At 70.6% G+C, this 16197-nt stretch carries 19 protein-coding genes; 10 read left to right on the plus strand and 9 right to left on the minus strand.

Annotation, left to right across the window (positions count from 1 at the left end; translation table 11 throughout):
• Positions 1–109: 109 nt before the first annotated feature.
• Positions 110–718 carry a DUF2218 domain-containing protein gene (locus tag VXC91_RS26340; protein ID WP_329509821.1) on the plus strand — a complete coding sequence of 203 codons (609 nt, stop codon included), beginning with the start codon at positions 110–112 and terminating at the stop codon, positions 716–718.
• A 228-nt stretch (positions 719–946) separates the two neighbouring features.
• Here the strand turns inward: VXC91_RS26340 and VXC91_RS26345 are convergent, their stop codons facing one another.
• From VXC91_RS26345 to VXC91_RS26375, 7 genes are all read right to left on the minus strand, one after another.
• Positions 947–1351, minus strand: a complete 405-nt coding sequence (locus tag VXC91_RS26345) for a DUF302 domain-containing protein (protein WP_329509822.1) — start codon at positions 1349–1351, stop codon at positions 947–949.
• A gap of 63 nt (positions 1352–1414) precedes the next feature.
• Positions 1415–1549, minus strand: coding sequence for a hypothetical protein (locus VXC91_RS26350; RefSeq protein WP_329509823.1), 135 nt, complete (start codon positions 1547–1549; stop codon positions 1415–1417).
• Positions 1550–1683: 134 nt separating this feature from the next.
• The gene (locus VXC91_RS26355; RefSeq protein WP_329509824.1) at positions 1684–4266 is read right to left on the minus strand and encodes a heavy metal translocating P-type ATPase; all 2583 of its coding nucleotides are present in this window, start codon (positions 4264–4266) and stop codon (positions 1684–1686) included.
• Complete coding sequence (locus VXC91_RS26360) at positions 4263–4571, minus strand: hypothetical protein (protein WP_329509825.1); 309 nt, start codon at positions 4569–4571, stop codon at positions 4263–4265. Before VXC91_RS26360 ends, VXC91_RS26355 begins: the two co-directional genes overlap by 4 nt.
• Positions 4571–5665 (minus strand): cytochrome b, encoded by a 1095-nt coding sequence (locus VXC91_RS26365; protein WP_329509826.1) that lies wholly within the window; start codon positions 5663–5665, stop codon positions 4571–4573. Before VXC91_RS26365 ends, VXC91_RS26360 begins: the two co-directional genes overlap by 1 nt.
• Positions 5662–6207 carry a hypothetical protein gene (locus tag VXC91_RS26370; RefSeq protein WP_329509827.1) on the minus strand — a complete coding sequence of 182 codons (546 nt, stop codon included), beginning with the start codon at positions 6205–6207 and terminating at the stop codon, positions 5662–5664. The genes VXC91_RS26365 and VXC91_RS26370 overlap by 4 nt, the downstream gene beginning before the upstream one ends.
• A gap of 136 nt (positions 6208–6343) precedes the next feature.
• Entirely contained in the window at positions 6344–6664 is a 321-nt protein-coding gene (locus VXC91_RS26375; protein ID WP_408057477.1) for an SHOCT domain-containing protein, read from the minus strand.
• Between the two features lie 168 nt (positions 6665–6832).
• Here VXC91_RS26375 and VXC91_RS26380 point away from each other — a divergent pair, with 168 nt between their 5' ends.
• From VXC91_RS26380 to htpX, 9 genes are all read left to right on the plus strand, one after another.
• Positions 6833–7015 carry a hypothetical protein gene (locus VXC91_RS26380; RefSeq protein ID WP_329509828.1) on the plus strand — a complete coding sequence of 61 codons (183 nt, stop codon included), beginning with the start codon at positions 6833–6835 and terminating at the stop codon, positions 7013–7015.
• A 28-nt stretch (positions 7016–7043) separates the two neighbouring features.
• Positions 7044–9083 (plus strand): ATP-dependent zinc metalloprotease FtsH, encoded by a 2040-nt coding sequence (gene ftsH, locus VXC91_RS26385; RefSeq protein ID WP_329509829.1) that lies wholly within the window; start codon positions 7044–7046, stop codon positions 9081–9083.
• Positions 9084–9207: 124 nt separating this feature from the next.
• A complete protein-coding gene (locus VXC91_RS26390) occupies positions 9208–10425 on the plus strand; it encodes a lysylphosphatidylglycerol synthase transmembrane domain-containing protein (RefSeq protein ID WP_329509830.1) in 1218 nt (405 codons plus the stop codon).
• A 5-nt stretch (positions 10426–10430) separates the two neighbouring features.
• Entirely contained in the window at positions 10431–11051 is a 621-nt protein-coding gene (locus tag VXC91_RS26395) for a class I SAM-dependent methyltransferase (protein ID WP_329509831.1), read from the plus strand.
• A gap of 38 nt (positions 11052–11089) precedes the next feature.
• Complete coding sequence (locus VXC91_RS26400; protein ID WP_329509832.1) at positions 11090–12682, plus strand: ABC1 kinase family protein; 1593 nt, start codon at positions 11090–11092, stop codon at positions 12680–12682.
• 167 nt (positions 12683–12849) lie between these two features.
• Entirely contained in the window at positions 12850–13107 is a 258-nt protein-coding gene (locus VXC91_RS26405; RefSeq protein ID WP_329509833.1) for a hypothetical protein, read from the plus strand.
• Positions 13108–13167: 60 nt separating this feature from the next.
• Entirely contained in the window at positions 13168–13950 is a 783-nt protein-coding gene (locus VXC91_RS26410; RefSeq protein ID WP_329509834.1) for a PspA/IM30 family protein, read from the plus strand.
• Positions 13951–13952: 2 nt separating this feature from the next.
• Complete coding sequence (gene pspAA / locus VXC91_RS26415) at positions 13953–14225, plus strand: PspA-associated protein PspAA (protein WP_408057478.1); 273 nt, start codon at positions 13953–13955, stop codon at positions 14223–14225.
• Positions 14226–14230: 5 nt separating this feature from the next.
• Positions 14231–15142: a zinc metalloprotease HtpX gene (gene htpX / locus VXC91_RS26420; protein ID WP_329509836.1), complete on the plus strand. Its 912-nt coding sequence runs from the start codon at positions 14231–14233 to the stop codon at positions 15140–15142.
• A 284-nt stretch (positions 15143–15426) separates the two neighbouring features.
• On the opposite strand, the gene VXC91_RS26425 is transcribed toward htpX, so the two are convergent.
• Together VXC91_RS26425 and VXC91_RS26430 are read right to left on the minus strand one after the other, a co-directional pair.
• A complete protein-coding gene (locus tag VXC91_RS26425) occupies positions 15427–15606 on the minus strand; it encodes a hypothetical protein (protein ID WP_329509837.1) in 180 nt (59 codons plus the stop codon).
• A gap of 175 nt (positions 15607–15781) precedes the next feature.
• Positions 15782–16183 (minus strand): hypothetical protein, encoded by a 402-nt coding sequence (locus VXC91_RS26430; protein WP_329509838.1) that lies wholly within the window; start codon positions 16181–16183, stop codon positions 15782–15784.
• Between the last annotated feature and the right edge of the window lie 14 nt (positions 16184–16197).

Below are 16197 nucleotides of genomic sequence, written 5' to 3' on the forward strand. Positions count from 1 at the left end.
TGCCGGGCGTCGCGAGCCGGCGAACCTTTCCGGTCGCCGCACTAGCTAGCCGCCTGCTCCCGCATTGAGACACCGTGCAACCCTCACCGCACCCCCGAAACGGCCCTTCATGCTGATCACCGAGGCCCACATCCGGACCGACCGCCCGAGCCGGTACCTGACACAGCTGTGCAAGCACCCCAGGGAGACGGGCGGCCACATGCGCCGCTGGGCCGACCTACATCACAACGGCAAGGCACCACCCCAGATCCAGCCCGTCGAATGGTCCGACACACACGGGAGCATCGACCTCGGCTGGGGCCGGTGCACCCTACAGGCCGGCCCCGACTCGCTGACACTGCGCGTCGAAGCCGCCGACCAGGACAGCCTCCAGCGTATCCAGCATCTGATTGCGGGACGGCTGCAGAAGATCGGCAAGCGCGATGCGCTGCAGGTCACTTGGCAAAAGGCCGGAGCCGCCGATCACCAGCTCGATGATCCCGCCACCGCTGCGCCCGCCCCGGCCGAGAAAGCCGTGTCCCGTCCACGAAGCCGGGCGGCGCTCGGCCTCATAGCCGTCATCGCGTTGGTCGTGGCCGTCCACCTGGGCCTGGGCGGACTTCTACTGGCGTCCGGTCCGGGGACGCACCGGGTCATCGGAGCCGTCCTGGCAATCATCCTGCTCCATGTCCTCGGCAGCCTCGCCATGCGCCGCAGCAAAGCTGGCAAACCCCGTTGACCGCGCCAAAGTCAAGACCCGGCATCGTTGTGACCTTGCCAAGTCGTCGTCCGCTACGGGAACTCCGATGTGCCGTCAGTCTGCGACCGTCTGCTTGATCAAGTCGCCCTCGTCTCAGCAGCGAGACCTGCCGTCGCTGGCCGAGCGGCCGGCGACGCTGCCGAGTACGCCGCCTCCTTGATCGACCAGGCGCGGGCGACCGGCGCGGACCGCACCGCGGCCCTGGTGTCAGGCGCCTGCGGCGGGTGCGGTGAGTGAGGCGAGAGCGGCGTTGAGGCGGCGGGTGGCCTCCTCGGCGACCGGGTGCAGGGCGTCGAGTTGGGTGAGGGTGACCATCGTGTTCGGGTCGAGGACCTGTACGGCGGTGCGGTCGCCGTCGGTGCGCACCACGACGTTGCAGGGCAGCAGCAGGCCGATGGTGCGGTCGGTCTCCAGGGCGCGGTGGGCGAGCTGCGGGTTGCAGGCGCCGAGGATCACGTAGTTCTCCATGTTTTGGTCGAGCTTGGCCTTCAGGGTGGCGGTGACGTCGATCTCGGTGAGGATGCCGAAGCCCTGCTCGGCGAGGGCGTCGCGGACCCGGCCCACGGTGGTGGCGAAGTCGGTGTCGAGGTGCACGGTGCGGTCGTAACGCATGATGGTGGCTCTTTTCTGATCGGCGCGGCAGCTGGGGCGGGTTCCCCGGCGCGCGCAAGGTACTCATGCGTCCTCCTGGACATCCAGCGGGCGCGACCGGGCGGCGGCTTTATCGAGGGCTCGGTCCACATCCCGGTCCGCACCCCGCACCGGCGGCTCGGTGAGGTCCTTCGGGCGAGGTGTGGGTGCACTGGTCATGCTGGCACCCCCGCTGCCACGGGGCGGACCGCGACGGGATCTGAGGCGGGGCGCGGGGCTGCGTCGTCGTACCGGTATAGCTGTCGGTTATCTCGGGCGCTCCGGGGGAGGGAGGGATGGGGTACGGGTTGCCGTCAGGCGGCGGGCTGGGCGGGCTCGTCGACAGCGGAGGCGGCGGTCTCCCGTGGGGTCGAGGCAGGGGCCGGGGCCGTGCCAGGCAGCCTGAGTCCCTTCAGCGACAGGGCGTTGACGGCGACGATGAAGCTGGAGCCGGACATGGACAGCGCGGCGATCTCCGGGCGCAGGACCAGGCCGAAGGCCGGTTCGAAGACGCCGGCGGCGATGGGCAGGGCGAGGGCGTTGTACCCGATGGCCCAGCCGAGGTTCTGGCGCATCTTGCGCAGTGTGCCGCGGCCGATGCGCAGGGCGGTGGGCACGTCCAGCGGATCGGAGCGCATGAGGACCAGGTCGGCGGTCTCGATGGCGACGTCGGTGCCCGCGCCGATGGCAATGCCGAGATCGGCCTGGGCGAGGGCGGGGGCGTCGTTGACGCCGTCGCCGACCATCGCCACCTTGCGGCCGGACGCCTGCAATTCGGCGACCTTGGCAGCCTTGTCGCCGGGCAGGACTTCGGCGATGACGGTGTCGATCCCCAACTGCTCGGCGATCCGCTCGGCGGTGGCCTGGTTGTCGCCGGTGAGCATGACCACCTCGACACCGAGGGCGTGCAGCTCCTTCACAGCGGCGGCCGAGGTCTCCCGGGGCGCGTCCGCGATGCCGATCAGACCGGCGGCGCGGCCGTCTACCGCGGCGATCACGACGGTGCGACCGGTGGCGGCCATCTCGTCCCGCTTCCCGGCCAGTTCGGCGAGATCGATGCCCTCACGCTCGGCCAGGCGGCGGTTGCCGACCACGACCCTGTGGCCCGACACCCGGGCGATTGCCCCGTGGCCAGGAACGTTCTCGAAACCCTCCGCACGCTCAGTGGCGAGCCCCGATGCCTCGGCGTTCCGTACGATGGCTTCGGCGAGGGGGTGTTCGGATTCCCGCTCCACCGCCGCGACGAGACGCTGCAGTTGTTCGTTGGTCACGTCGGTGGCCGTGACGACGTCGGTCACCTCCGGCTCGCCCTTGGTGAGCGTGCCGGTCTTGTCCATGACGACGGTCTGGGTACGAGCGGAAGTCTCCAGGCCCATCGCGTTCTTGAACAGCACGCCCCGTTTCGCGCCGAGCCCGGTACCCACCATGATCGCGGTGGGAGTGGCCAGTCCCAGTGCGTCCGGGCAGGTGATCACCACGACGGTGATCGCGAACAGCATCGCGTCCCCCAGCGAGTGACCCGCCAGCAGCCAAGCGACCAGCGTCACGGCCCCGCCGATCAGGGCTACGAAGACCAGCCAGAACGCCGCCCGGTCGGCCAGCCGCTGCCCGGGCGCCTTGGAGTTCTGGGCCTGCTGGACCAGTTTGACGATCTGGGCCAGGGCGGTGTCGGAGCCGACCTTGGTCGCGCGCACCCGCAGGGTGCCGTTGGCGTTGATGGTGGCGCCGACGACCTGCGCACCGGGCTCCTTGTGCACCGGCAGGCTCTCGCCGGTGACCATGGACTCGTCGACCTCGCTGGTGCCCTCCTCGACGACGCCGTCGACGGCGATCTTCGCGCCGGGGCGGACCAGCAGTGGGTCACCGACCTGTATCTCGGCGGTCGGCACTTCGACCGGTTCGCCGTCGCGTAGCACGAGCGCCTTGGGCGGGGCCAGGTCGAGGAGGGTGCGGATGGCGTCGTTGGCGCCGCCCCGGGCGCGCATTTCGAACCAGTGGCCGAGCAGGACGAAGGAGGCCAGCACGGTGGCGGCCTCGTAGAAGACGTCACCGCCGCCAGTGAGGGTGACGATCAGGGAGTACAGCCAACCCGAGCCCACGGCGACCGCGACCAGCACCATCATGTCCAGGGTGCGGGCGCGCAGGGCGCGTATGGCGCCGTCGAAGAAGATCGTGCACGAGTAGAAGATGACCGGCAGGCTCAGCAGCAGGGCCCATACGTCCTGGCGCAGTCCGAAGGGGACGGGCACGTCCAGGTGGAAGACGTCCTTCCCGATCGGTGACCAGATCACGATGGGGATCGAGAAGAGCGCGGCGACCAGGAAGCGGTTGCGCATGTCGGCGACCATGGCGGCCATCGACATGCCTCCGTGTCCCCCGTGGCCCATCATCTCGTGGGGCGAGGGCATCGACTCGGCGTGCTCGAGGCGGGCGCGGTCCTCGGAGGTGCCGGGTCCGTGGACGTGGACGTGGGCCTCGTGAGGGTGGGGTTCGGCGATGTGCTCGGGTGGCACCTCCGTCGTTCCCGCATGGGCCGCGTGCTCGCTCGGCGCCGATGCGGTGAGCGTGGGCGGATCAGGCTCGGCCATCGGGTCGCACACGTGGGCCGGAACGGACTGCCCCGCGCAGTGGTAGCCGCACTCCTCCACCCAGTGCCGCAGCTCGGCCAGGGACGTGCGCCGTGGGTCGAACACCACCGTCGCCGTCTGCGCCACGGGGTTGGCCTCCACATCGAGCACGCCCGGCCGCCGCCTCAGGACCGCGGTGACGGTGCTCTGCTGGGAGGCCCAACTCAGGCCCCGCACGTCCAGAACCGCGGTGCTGCGCTCCTTGGGTGGCTGTGCGGGCCGCGGCTCTGAGTGGCCGCTGTGGTCCGCGTGGTGGTCGTGCACGGTCATTTCTCCTTCGACGGACGGGTGCCCGAGGCGTGTGCCGTGGTCGTACGCCGTCCGGGCGCACGCAGGCGCAGGCGCGGCGGACCGGCGAGCACGGTGAGGATGCGGGCCGCCTGGACGACAGACGCGACCAGCACCAGCCCGCTGATCAGGACCAGGACGCCGGTACCGGCGCCGGGTGCCGAGCGCAGCCCCTGGTAGAGCGCGCCCGTCGCGAGCACGGCCAGGACGGTCAGCGCCCAGAACCACCGCTGTGCGCGGCGGACGTCGACACCGGCTCCTCGGGGTGTACGACTGGCGGTGTTCATCAGTGGCCCTTCGGGTTGTTGATCCACACCTCGACAGTGACAGCCAGGATGCTTAGTAGCAACGCCGTTGCAACGGCCATGGCGATCTTGCGTTGCCGCCACAGGCGGTGCGGGCTGCGGTCGAGGAAGGGCACCAGGAAGATCAGGCCGAAGACGCCGACGATGACGTAGACGATCGAGGCGACTCCGAACCACTCCTCCATGGGGAAGAACCACCAGAACATCCACAGCGGCCTGGTGATCTCGATCCCCGCGACCGGGGTCGGGCCGAGCACCGGCGGCAGGACGACGGCCAGGATCGACAGCACGCCCAGCAGGACGAGGCCGAAGGCGCCCACCCGCTTCAAGTGCGCGGTGAACGGTTCGGGGACCTCCTCCTCCGGCTTCGGAATCCCGGGATGCGGCGAGATCTTGTGCCGTTTGACGAGCAGCGCGTGCCAGACGAAGAGCAGCAGGATCAGGCCGGGGATGATCACCGCGTGTGCGGTGTACAGGCGTTCCACGATTGGTACGCGGTCGGTGAGTTTCGGAGTGAACCAGATGCCTGCACCGCCCAGCAGCTCGGCGACGTCGAGGTTGTGCGTCAGCGCCTCGTACCCCTCCTGGTCCCACTTGATGACGGTGCCGGTGAAGACGGCGAGGAAGGTGAACAGGAGCATGGCGCTGCCGATGAGCCAGTTGCCCTCGCGCGGCTTCTTGTAGGAGGCGTGGAAGAACACCCGCAGCAGATGGAGCAGGGCGATGACGAACATCGCCTGGGCGGCCCAGAAGTGCAGGCCGCGGGCGAAGCCGCCCAGCCAGATGTTGGTGACCAGGTCACGCACCGACTGGTTGGCGTCCTCCGGCGTCGGAGCGTAGAACTGCGCCAGGTAGACGCCGGTGACCAGGAGTGTCACGAAGGACACCAGGGTCAGGCCACCCAGGCTCCAGGTCAGGTTGTTGGCGTGCTCGGGCACCGGGTAGGCCAGCGCTTTGATGCCCATGCGGTCGTCGATGACGTCGATGGCCCGCCGGAATCTGCCGCGGCGAGCGGTATCTGCTGCGGTGGGATCGGGGCTGGCGGCGGCAGCGCGTTCGGGCCGGTGGCTGGTCATGACGCCTCCCGGTGCCTGCGGTCGCGGTGTTCCAGCTCGCGGAGGGTGTGCGGCGGGCGCAGGCGACGCGACAGCCACAGACCACCGGCGATCGCGGCGACGCCGAGGCCGAGCAGCACGGCGTCGCCGCCGTCGGAGATGCCGCGTGCGGGGCGGAACTCGTCGAGGACGACACTCGTGCCGGTCTCGTCACCGGTCGCGGGCCGGCCGGCCTTGGGGGCGGAGGGCAGCTTGCCGCCCAACGAGTCCAGCAGCAGGCCCTTCACCTGACGGCTGACGCCCGCGCTGTAGCCGGGTTGCTCGATCACGTCCTGTGCCTGGCGGACCTCGGCAAGGTCGACGCCTTCCTTGTGCGGGGCCATGAGGGCGTTGTCGATGCGTTCGGAGACCTGGTCCTCGTAGGCGTTGTTGGCGATCAGTGCGACGGCCTGTTCGACCAGGACCGCCGACTCGTCGCTCTCCTCCCCGTGCGCCCAGGCAGTGCCGGAGGCGGCGACGGGGATCAGCAGAGCGGCCGCGGCGACCGCCCCCGACGCGATCAAACCTGGCCCTCGCCGGAGGGCCGCATTTCTGCGCATGATGGTCAGCCTCGTTCATGGCGCTCTGCTGCGCTCGCTGAGGAATGACGGTCCGCGACGCATGGGTCTCCGCGGTGGGGAGCGGGACGTGCCCGCTCGGTCAGTGCTTGGTCAGGTCGGCACCCGTGGAATGCAGCACCCGCAGACGGCGCTGGTACTCCTCCTCGTCGATCTCACCGCGTGCGAACCGCTCGGCGAGCAGTTGCTCGGCGGAGGGCGGCGTCGGCGGCGTCCAGGGGGCGTCGTGTGAGCCGCCGGGCGCGGGTCGGCTGAGGGCGCGGAAGAGTAGGACGAGGGCCGTGATGATAAGGCCCCAGAAGACGAGCATTCCGAGGGAGGCGCCGAACCATCCCCAGCCGCTCATGTCGTGGTCGTACCAGAACATCATCGCGATCACTCCCAGGGTCGAAGAGTCGGACATGGACTGCAACCGCGCCGGGAGGGGCGGTTTACAGCCACCGTCCTCTCACTAAGGGAATTAGTGCATGGGCCGGGTGGCCCTGTGCGCGGGGACGGTGGGCCCCTACTGGGTGGGGGTAGGTGGGACGACAGTGGATTCCATCTCGCACACAGGGTGAAGGTGTCCGCCGTGAACCTGGCCGACCTGATCGTTGTCTTCGTCTCCGCCGTTGCCGTTACCGCACTGGGGTGGTTCTTCTTCGGCGTTCGGCCGCGGCGCGAAGTGGCCGGCCACACCTACTCCTTCTGCTCCCGGCAGCGCGCCTCCACGTTCGACGCCGGCCCCGACCGCTACATCAGCGGCGGCGCGTAGGAGCGCCCGAGACCGTACGGAGTCCGCCATGACGAAGCAGGCCGAATCGCCGCCTCCGGGCGACCGGCCGACGCCGACCGCGCCGCCGCCCCCGCCCGCCTGGCGGCACTGGCTGTGGCCGCTGGCCATCCTCCTGGCCGTCGGCCTGTGGGTGGCGCTGCCCGGGACGCGGCCCGGCGAGCCGGTGAAGATGGACCTGACGTACTCGAAGTTCCTCGCGGACGTCGACAGCGGCCAGGTCAAGGCTGTCACCATCAAGACCAACGGCGAGGCGAGCGGCACGCTCACGAACGGCCACCGCTTCACCACCGTCGTCCCCGTCCAGCTCGCCGGCGACCAGCTGCTGAACCGCCTTGAGAAGAACAAGGTGGCAGTGACAGCCTCGCCGCCCTCCGCCTCGCCGTCCTTCGGCTCCCAGGTGCTGTCCTGGATCCTCCTGCTCGGGCCGTTCCTCCTCATCATCTGGTTCTGGCACAGGCTGTCGAAGGGTGCAGCCGGTTCCATGCAGGGCATGCTGGGCGGAGTCGGCAAGTCCAGGGTCAAGGCGTTCGACGCCGAGCGCCCGGAGACGACGTTCGCGGATGTCGCCGGGTACGAGGGCGCCAAGTCCGAGATCGCGGAGGTCGTCGACTTCCTGCGCAGACCCGAAGGCTACCGCCGCGCCGGGGCGATGGCGCCGCGCGGTGTGCTGATGGTCGGCCCACCGGGGACCGGCAAGACCCTGCTGGCCCGCGCGGTCGCAGGGGAGGCGGATGTGCCGTTCCTGTCGGTGGTCGGCTCGAGCTTCGTCGAGATGTACGTCGGGGTCGGCGCCGCACGGGCACGGGACCTGTTCGCCGAGGCCCGCAAGCGGGCGCCCGCCATCGTGTTCGTCGACGAGATCGACGCGCTCGGCGGCCGGCGCGCCGGTACCAGCGCCATCGTGTCCAACGACAAGCGGGAGCAGACGCTCAACCAGCTCCTGTCGGAGATGGACGGGTTCGAGGCGTCGGAGGGCATCGTCGTGCTGGCGGCGACCAACCGGCCCGAGGTCCTCGACCCGGCGCTGCTACGCCCGGGGCGGTTCGACCGGCAGGTGACCATCCCGCTGCCCACGCCCGCCGAGCGGGCCGCGATCCTCGCGGTGCACTGCCAGGACAAGCGCCTCGGCAAGGACGTCGACCTGGCGAGGGTTGCACGCGGCACGCCCGGGTTCTCCGGCGCGGACCTGGCCAACCTGGCCAACGAGGCCGCCATCGTCGCCGTACGCGAGGGCCGCGAGGTGCTGGCCGCCGGCGACTTCGACGCGGCCCGTGACCGGATCCTGCTCGGTCGGCGCGAGGGCTCCAACGTGCTGCTCCCAGCCGAGAAGGAGGCCGTCGCGGTGCACGAGGCGGGCCATGCTCTGGTTGCCGCCCTGTCGCCGAACGCGGACCCGGTCGCCAAGGTCACCATCCTGCCCGCGGGGCAGGCCCTGGGAGGGACCGAGCAACTGCCTCTGGTGGAGCGGCACTTGTACGGCGAGGACTATCTCACGGAGACCCTCTCGGTACGGCTCGGCGGCCGTGCAGCAGAGCTGGTGGTCCTCGGCCAGGGCTCCACCGGCGCGGCCAACGACCTCGCCGGAGCCACCGAGCTGGCCACCAAGATGGTCCGTGAGTTCGGGCTGTCGCCCGCGCTCGGCCCCGTGGGCTACCCGCAGGGCGGGTCGGTGTTCCTCGGCGGCGGGCCAGCCATGAGCAGTCGTTCCTTCGCCGAGACCACGCAGGCCGCCATCGACGCCGAGGTCGCCCGTCTGCTGCGGGAGGCCGAACAGCGGGCCACCGGTCTGCTCACCGACCACCGTGCACAACTGGACGAAATCGCCGATCTACTGCTCAAGCAGGAGACCGTGGACGGCACGGTGGTCTACGGCCTGCTGGGCGCCCAGCCCCCGAGCGCGCACCCCACCGGGGAGACCATCGCGCCGCGCCGCGTGTCCGTCGCCAAGGAACCCGCAGTACACCGCATTGGCCATGCGCACGCGGCACCCGTTCCGGCCCCCGGCCAGGACCGGCGGCCTGACCCATCTCCGAAGGCCGCGCCATGACGCGCCCTGCCACCGTATGCGGTTGCCGCCGTCCACGCCCGGTCCCGACGGCCGCCCGCGGACCTCTGACCGCTCCCAGGCACGGGAGCACCCAGTCGGCAGGCAACCACGAAGACGAGGGGTGATGAGCGACCTCCCCGTACCACCGGACAACGGCCACCCCACACCGGCCGGGCAGGCGGAACCCGCCACCGACCCGAAAGCGGTCAGGCGGCCTCGGTGGCAGGTGTGGGCCTGGTGGACCGCTACGGTCGTCGTTGTCGCCCTTGCCGTAGCCGGAGGCGTCTCCCACCGCCACGAACTGGCCGGTACCTCCCACCTCCTCACCCACGTCAGTGTCCCCAAGCTGGCCGTCGCCCTCGCCTTCGAGGCGGCCTCGTTCGTCTCCCTTGCCGCCCTCCAGCGGTGGCTGCTGCGCGGGGCGGAAACAAGGCCGGGCCAGGGGACCATGACGGGGCTTGCGTTCGCCGCGAACGCGATGGCGGGCGCGCTGCCGGGCGGCAGCGCCCTGTCCGTTGCGTGGGCCATCCGGCAGCTGCGCCGACGGGACATCGGCCTGGCACTCGCCGCGGCGATGCTGGTCGTCGCGGGAGCCCTGTCCGTGCTGGCCCTCGCGCTGCTTCTGACGCTCGGTGCGCTGGTGGCCGACCCCGCCGGACCCGGTTCGGGGCTTCGGACCGTGGTGCTGCTGACGGCGGTGGTGCTCGCCGCTGTCATCGTGTCGGTCGTCTGCCTCACCCGGTCATCGGGCCTGCGCCGTTCCGCGCGGCATGCAGGAAGGCGCGTCACCGCCCGATGGCGAGCCGGGAAACGACTCGGCAATCTCCTTGCCGACGTCCTCCATCAAGCCGAGTCCATCCAGCCAGGCCTCCGGGGCTGGACCCGTCCCTGCATGCTGGCCCTGTTGAACTGGCTGTGCGATGCCGCTGCCCTGGTCGCCTGCCTGTGGGCACTGGGCATCGGTGTGCCGTGGCGCGGCATGCTCGTCAGTTACGGGCTGGCCCAGATCTCCATCAGTCTGCGCCTCACCCCCGGCAGCCTGGGCATCGCCGAGGCCAGCCTGAGCACTCTGCTCGTCGTCCAGGGCCTGCGCGCCGACCAGGCGATCGCTGCGGCACTCCTGTACCGCGTCGTCAGCAGCTGGGCCGTTCAGCCGATCGGCTGGGCCTGCTGGTTCCGCCTCACCCTCCGAGACACCCGCCCCCTCACCCGCACCATCCCCTGGGACCCGGGGCCGCCCGCCGCCAATGGGACCACGAGAGCGAACGCGCTCGGACAAAGCGGCGCCTCCCGGCACCGCGAGGGCCACCGCAATCGACACGACACCCCACGAGACAGGTGACGAGCATGTTGATGGACAAGGTCGAGTCCGCCCTGGTCAACAGTGGCCCGCGCCGGGCGCTGCAGCGGTTCTACGAGGCACCGCTGCTGGCCCGCCTCGGTGGCCGGATCCCCGGCGGGCGGGCCGTGGAGATCGGCTGCGGGAGCGGGTACGGCACCCGGCTCATTCTTGACCGGTTCGGCGCGGCCTGGGTGGATGCTGTCGACCTGGATCCCCGGGCCGTCGAGTCCGCCCGCCTGCGCCTGGCCGGATACGGCGATCGGGTCCGGATCGCCGTGGGATCCGCGACCGACCTGCGGGCCGCCTTGGAGGCCGAGGACGACGGCTACGACGCGGTGTTCGGCCTCGCGATCATCCATCACGTCGAAGACTGGCGCGCCGCCATTGCCGAGGTGGCCCGGGTGCTGCGTCCGGGCGGCCGCTTCTACTTCGAGGAGGTCACCCTCACAGCCTTGAACCGCCCCACTTACCGGCGCCTGTTCGACCACCCCCGCGAGGACCGGTTCACCGCCGGCGGCTTCCTGGTCGAGCTGCCCCGTCACGGCCTGTACCGGGACGAACGGTGGCGCACCCGGATCGGCGGCGACTACGTCCTGGGCGTCGCCGAACTGCGCCCGGCGGGCTGATGACCGACCCTCGCCAGTAGAGGATGGAGGTGACCTCCATGCCACGGCACCCGGCACCGCTGGCCGCCGCCGCCCGGGTCGGTGAGATCGTCACCGTGCTCTGGGCGGGCGGATTCCGCTGGCTGGTCGACGCCCTCGGTCTGCGGGCCTGCGTGTCACCACGCTGCCGGGCCCTGTGCACGCTGGGGTTGCGGCCCTGCGAGCACCACGCAGTCATGGACCGGCCTCTGCCGGAGCGTACCCGCCACGTCCTGGAAGAGCTGGGGCCCACCTTCGTCAAGGCCGGGCAGATGCTTGCTCTGCGCCCCGACTACGTGCCCGCCGCCTACGCCGAGGCGCTGCAAGGGCTGTACGCCGACGTACCGCCGTTCCCGGCCGCGGACGCGGCCCGGGTCGTCACCGAAGAACTCGGTCGGCCGCCGCGGGAGGCGTTCGCGGGGTTCGAGCCGGAGCCGTTCGCGGCCGCCTCCCTGTCCCAGGTGCACCGGGCACGGCTTCCCGACGGCACCCAGGTGGCGGTGAAGGTGCAGCGGCCCGGGGTGGACGCGCAGGTGGAGGAGGACCTGGTGCTGCTGCGCTGGCTGGCGAGGCGGCTGGAGCGGCGCAGTGCGGTGGCGCGCCGGTTCCGCCCGGCCGACGCCGTCGAGGAGGTCGCCGAGTGGACGCGGCGAGAGCTGGACTTCCGCCGGGAGGCCAGTACCGCGCAGACGCTGCGCAGCTACTTCGCCGACGACGACTCGGTGGTCATCCCCCGGGTGCACGAGCGGTGGACGACGCGGCGGGTGCTGACCATGGACCTCCTCCACGGGCGCCGACCGGCCCCGGCCGCCGAGCTGCGACAGGCCGGGCTGGACCCGCAGCGGGTCCTCGAGACGGGTGCGCGCGCGGTGCTGCGGCAGGTCTTCGAGTTCGGGCTGTTCCACGCCGACCCCCACCCCGGCAATCTGCTCGTGCTGCCCGGCGAGAGGGTCGCCTTCCTTGACTTCGGCATGTTCGGGCGCGTGGACCCCCGGCAACGCCACCGCATGGGCCTGATGCTGTGGGCGCTGGTGGACGGCGACTACGACACCGCCGTCGGGCAGCTGCTGCGCCTGTCCGAACGACGCCCGGAAGCCGACGTGCCCGGCTTCCGGCGGGCCGTCGCCGACCTTGTCGAGGACTGGTACGGCCGGTCGGCCCGGGAGTACTCGGTGGCCCGGCTGCTGCTGGCCCAACTCGGCGCGGGCGCGGCGCACGGCATCGTCTTCCCACGCGAGCTCATGCTCCTCGCCCGGACCCTGCTCACCCTGGAATCCACCGGCGCGCTCATCGACCCGGACATCACCCTCGCCGACCTCACCCGGACAGTGCTGCCCGACCTGAAGCGCATCCTGCTCCCTACCCTCCCCACGGTTTCCGCGCTCACCCACACGTTGGCGGACACCAACCGCGCCCGGCTCGTCCTCGCCCTCGAACTCGATGTTCCCGAAGCACTCCAGCGCCTGAACGATTTCCTCACCGCCGCCACCGCGCCGCCTGCCCCCTCCCCGCAGCGGGCCCGGCCGCCCGTGCTCGCGCTCCTTATCGCCGGGGCGGCCGGGGCGGTACTCGCCCGCCTCGGGCGCCGGCGACGCGGCAGACCGCTGCCGTGAGGCAGCCCTCGGCATCTTGTACGTCGGCAGGGTCTGGCTGAGCGGGTCCAGAACCAAGAGGGCCGTTCGGCCCAGTGTTAAGACCTTTAGTACCCATGCGGGGTTCCCCTACATGAGGGAGTGTGGAGGTCTAGGGAATCTGGCCCTGAGGACTTTGGGAGCCGGAGATGAATCCGAAACTGCTTACGGGCATCGCGGTCGCGGCCGTGGTCGCCGTCGTACTGCTCCGGCTGGGTGTCCCCCCGTACGTGCTGCTCCTCATCGCCCTCGTGGCGGCGTGCCCGCTGGGCATTGCCTTCATCCGCGGAGGCCAGGGTGGTCACGGCGGAGGACCGCACGAGCGCGAAGGCGAGGAGAACCCCGAGCACGACCACGGCGACCGCGGCGGGACCGGGCTCACGAAGAAGGGCCCGCCCCGCCACTGACCGTGCTCCTGACGGAGGAGACACGACCCGGAACGCGAAGGGAAGAAGGGAGTGCCGGGCATGAGCAGCATCGCTCGCCGTATCGCGAACCTTTTTCGGATCAAGGCCAACAAGGTGCTGGACCGTGCCGAGGATCCGCGTGAGGTGCTGGACTACTCCTACGGGCAGCAGCAGGAGCTGCTGGTGCGGGTGAGGCGTGGCGTGGCGGACGTGGCGACCAGCCGCAAACGCCTGGAACTGCAGATGAGCACGCTGCAGCAGTCCGGCGACAAGCTGCAGGAGCAGGCCCAGCAGGCACTCACCGTGGGACGTGAGGATCTGGCCCGGGAAGCCTTGGGACGTCGGGCGGCGGTGTCCTCGCAGATCATCGAGCTGCAGGGGCAGTATGCCGCCTTGCAGGCTCAGGAAGAGAAGCTCACCCTCGCCTCCCAGCGTCTTGAGGCGAAGGTGGATGCCTTCCGGGTCCGCAAGGAGACCGTCAAGGCCACCTACACCGCGGCCGAGGCTCAGACGCGGATCGGCGAGGCGGTCACCGGCATCGGTGAGGAGATGGGCGATGTCGGTATGGCCATCCAGCGGGCCCAGGACAAGACCGAACAGTTGCAGGCCCGTGCCGGGGCGCTGGACGAGCTGATTGCGTCCGGTGCCCTGGAGGATGCCACCCTCCCGGCCGGCCGCGACGACATACAGGCCGAGCTGGACAAGGCGTCCGCGGGCGGGGACGTGGAGCGGGAGCTGGCCCGGATGAAGGCCGAACTCACCGCTGCTGAACCGTCGCCGGCACTGGAGCGCGGTGAGCCCGCGGACGCGGACCGGAAGCCGAACGAGGAGGCATCGTCGTGATCATGCGGATTCTCGGCGAGGGTCAGTACGAGATCGCCGACGTCCACCTGGACGAGCTCAACGAGCTGGATGCCGTGCTGCAGTCGGCCGCTGCCAGTGGTGACGAACATGCCTTCGCCTTGGGACTACGGGCGCTCCTGGACGCCGTACGTGCCCTGGGCACCCCGCTGCCGGCCGACTCGCTCGCGCCCTCGGACCTGATCCTGCCCGACGAGGACACCAGCCTGCGCGAGGTTGAGGCGCTGCTGGCCGACGAGGGCCTGATCCCGGGGTGACGACCATGCGCAGCCGCTTCGCCCCCGACCGGCAGCTGACCGCCCGCATGGGCCTGACGATGTTCCTGCTCGGACTGCTGTACGTGGCGTTCGTCGCCGTGCTCATCGCACTGCTGAAGTCGTGGATCCTGGTGGTGGTCATTGCCGCCGGTCTGTTGGCCGCCCAGTATTGGTTCTCGGACCGGATCGCCCTGTTCGCGATGCACGGCCGGATCGTCACTCCGGACGAGGAACCCCGCCTGCACGGCGTCATCGACCGGCTGTGCTCGACCGCGGACATGCCCAAACCCCGAGTCGCCGTTTCGGGCATGGATCTGCCCAACGCGTTCGCCACCGGCCGCAACGCCGACCACGCCGTCGTCTGCGTGACCACTGGGCTGCTGCGCCGCCTGGAGCCGGACGAGTTGGAGGGCGTCCTGGCCCATGAACTGTCCCATGTCGCGCACCGCGACGTGGCGGTGATCACGATCGCTTCGTTCCTGGGGGTGATCGCCGGGCTGATGGTCCGCTTCGCCTTCTACTCCGAACTGTTCGGCGGCGGACGCGACCGCCGCGACGACCAGAACACCGCAGCCCTGCTGTTCGCGGTCATGGCGGTCTCGGCGCTCGTCTACGCGCTCAGCTTCCTGCTCATCCGCGCCCTGTCCCGGTATCGCGAACTGGCCGCCGACCGGGCCGGTGCCCTGCTCACCGGCCGCCCGTCGGCGCTGGCTTCGGCGCTGACCAAGGTCACGGGTGACATCGCCCGCATCCCCACCCAGGACCTGCGCACCGCGCAGGCGTTCAACGCCTTCTTCTTCACCCCCGCCCTCGGACCCGGCTCGACCGTGGCGAACCTGTTCTCCACCCACCCCACCCTGGAGCGGCGCCTGGAGCAGCTCGGGAAGATCTCCGCCGAGCTGGGCCGCCCGGCCTGAGCAAGACGCACATCAAGGAGGGAACTCGGACGACCGACGGCCCTGGCGTACCTGCTCACCGTGTGCGGGGTGGGCCATCGGATGGGAACCGCCTGGTGACCCGGCGTCCCGGCCTGCCGTTGCGGGTGGTGAGTGCCCAGCTGCTCTGGTCAGCGGGCGCTGCACTGCCACAACGTCTACCACGCCGAGGCGGGCATGCTGACGATGCTGTCCCACGTGAAATAGTCCCTGGCCCGAACCCAGAGGGCTCGAGGAGCGCGACGCGAACTCCCCGTCGCGCCCCGTCAACGTTGCCGTCGGGCGCCGCCCGAGCGGTGGTCTCTGATGGCGAGCGCCACGGCGAACAAGACCAGTGCGCCGGCAACGGCGATGAGCAGGGGGTGGTGCAACGGTGTGTTCAGGGCCATCAGTACCACGATCACGGTGGCCGCGGCGATCACCAGCGGCGTACGCCAACGCTTCATGGAGACCTCCCTGGTGTCCTGCTGTCGGGCGGGGATACGAGCACCCGATACGGGTGGCACACTCCCCAGCGTGCGCTGGCGCGGCACGTGAGCCTATGGGCCGCCCGGCCGCGCCACGGTCCGGTGGTCCTGTCCGAACGGGGCCATAGGACCTCGTCTTGTCTGCCCGAGGTGTTCAGCCTGCGAGCATCACACCGACGAAGAGCGCGGCCAGCGCCGTCAGCGCGGTCAGGGCGCCGTACACGGCAAGGGAGACGGTGCCGCGGGAGCGCGAATGGAGGAAGGCGGTGACGCCGGAGACCGCGACGACGGCGAGCTTGACGATCAGCGTGGTCCGGTAGGCGCCGGTGCCCTTGTCCCGTTCGGCAACGATGTTCCACACCCCAGTGGCCACGAGTATGGCGAAAGCCGGCCAGGCGACCTGGTTGAACCGGCGGGCCGCCGTGCGGGTCACCTCGGGGCCGAGGCTGCGCAGTGCCGGGACGAGGGCGGCCAGGGTGAGCTGGCCGCCGACCCAGATGGTGGCGGCGAGCACGTGCAGGAACATGCGGATGGTGTCCCAGTCGACGGCGAGCATACGGGGGATTGTGC

Origin of the sequence: Streptomyces chiangmaiensis (genome assembly GCF_036281785.1) — a bacterium.
Taxonomy (GTDB): Bacteria; Actinomycetota; Actinomycetes; order Streptomycetales; family Streptomycetaceae; genus Streptomyces; species Streptomyces chiangmaiensis.

Coding starts and splice junctions, on each gene's coding strand:
- VXC91_RS26345 (WP_329509822.1), bottom strand. CDS start 1,351: ATGCGTTACGACCGCACCGTGCACCTCGACACCGACTTCGCCACCACC.
- VXC91_RS26350 (WP_329509823.1), bottom strand. CDS start 1,549: ATGACCAGTGCACCCACACCTCGCCCGAAGGACCTCACCGAGCCGCCG.
- VXC91_RS26375 (WP_408057477.1), bottom strand. CDS start 6,664: ATGTCCGACTCTTCGACCCTGGGAGTGATCGCGATGATGTTCTGGTAC.
- VXC91_RS26410 (WP_329509834.1), top strand. CDS start 13,168: ATGAGCAGCATCGCTCGCCGTATCGCGAACCTTTTTCGGATCAAGGCC.
- htpX (WP_329509836.1), top strand. CDS start 14,231: ATGCGCAGCCGCTTCGCCCCCGACCGGCAGCTGACCGCCCGCATGGGC.
- VXC91_RS26405 (WP_329509833.1), top strand. CDS start 12,850: ATGAATCCGAAACTGCTTACGGGCATCGCGGTCGCGGCCGTGGTCGCC.
- VXC91_RS26400 (WP_329509832.1), top strand. CDS start 11,090: ATGCCACGGCACCCGGCACCGCTGGCCGCCGCCGCCCGGGTCGGTGAG.
- pspAA (WP_408057478.1), top strand. CDS start 13,953: ATGCGGATTCTCGGCGAGGGTCAGTACGAGATCGCCGACGTCCACCTG.
- VXC91_RS26425 (WP_329509837.1), bottom strand. CDS start 15,606: ATGAAGCGTTGGCGTACGCCGCTGGTGATCGCCGCGGCCACCGTGATC.
- VXC91_RS26355 (WP_329509824.1), bottom strand. CDS start 4,266: ATGACCGTGCACGACCACCACGCGGACCACAGCGGCCACTCAGAGCCG.
- VXC91_RS26360 (WP_329509825.1), bottom strand. CDS start 4,571: ATGAACACCGCCAGTCGTACACCCCGAGGAGCCGGTGTCGACGTCCGC.
- VXC91_RS26340 (WP_329509821.1), top strand. CDS start 110: ATGCTGATCACCGAGGCCCACATCCGGACCGACCGCCCGAGCCGGTAC.
- VXC91_RS26395 (WP_329509831.1), top strand. CDS start 10,431: ATGTTGATGGACAAGGTCGAGTCCGCCCTGGTCAACAGTGGCCCGCGC.
- VXC91_RS26365 (WP_329509826.1), bottom strand. CDS start 5,665: ATGACCAGCCACCGGCCCGAACGCGCTGCCGCCGCCAGCCCCGATCCC.
- VXC91_RS26430 (WP_329509838.1), bottom strand. CDS start 16,183: ATGCTCGCCGTCGACTGGGACACCATCCGCATGTTCCTGCACGTGCTC.
- VXC91_RS26390 (WP_329509830.1), top strand. CDS start 9,208: ATGAGCGACCTCCCCGTACCACCGGACAACGGCCACCCCACACCGGCC.
- ftsH (WP_329509829.1), top strand. CDS start 7,044: ATGACGAAGCAGGCCGAATCGCCGCCTCCGGGCGACCGGCCGACGCCG.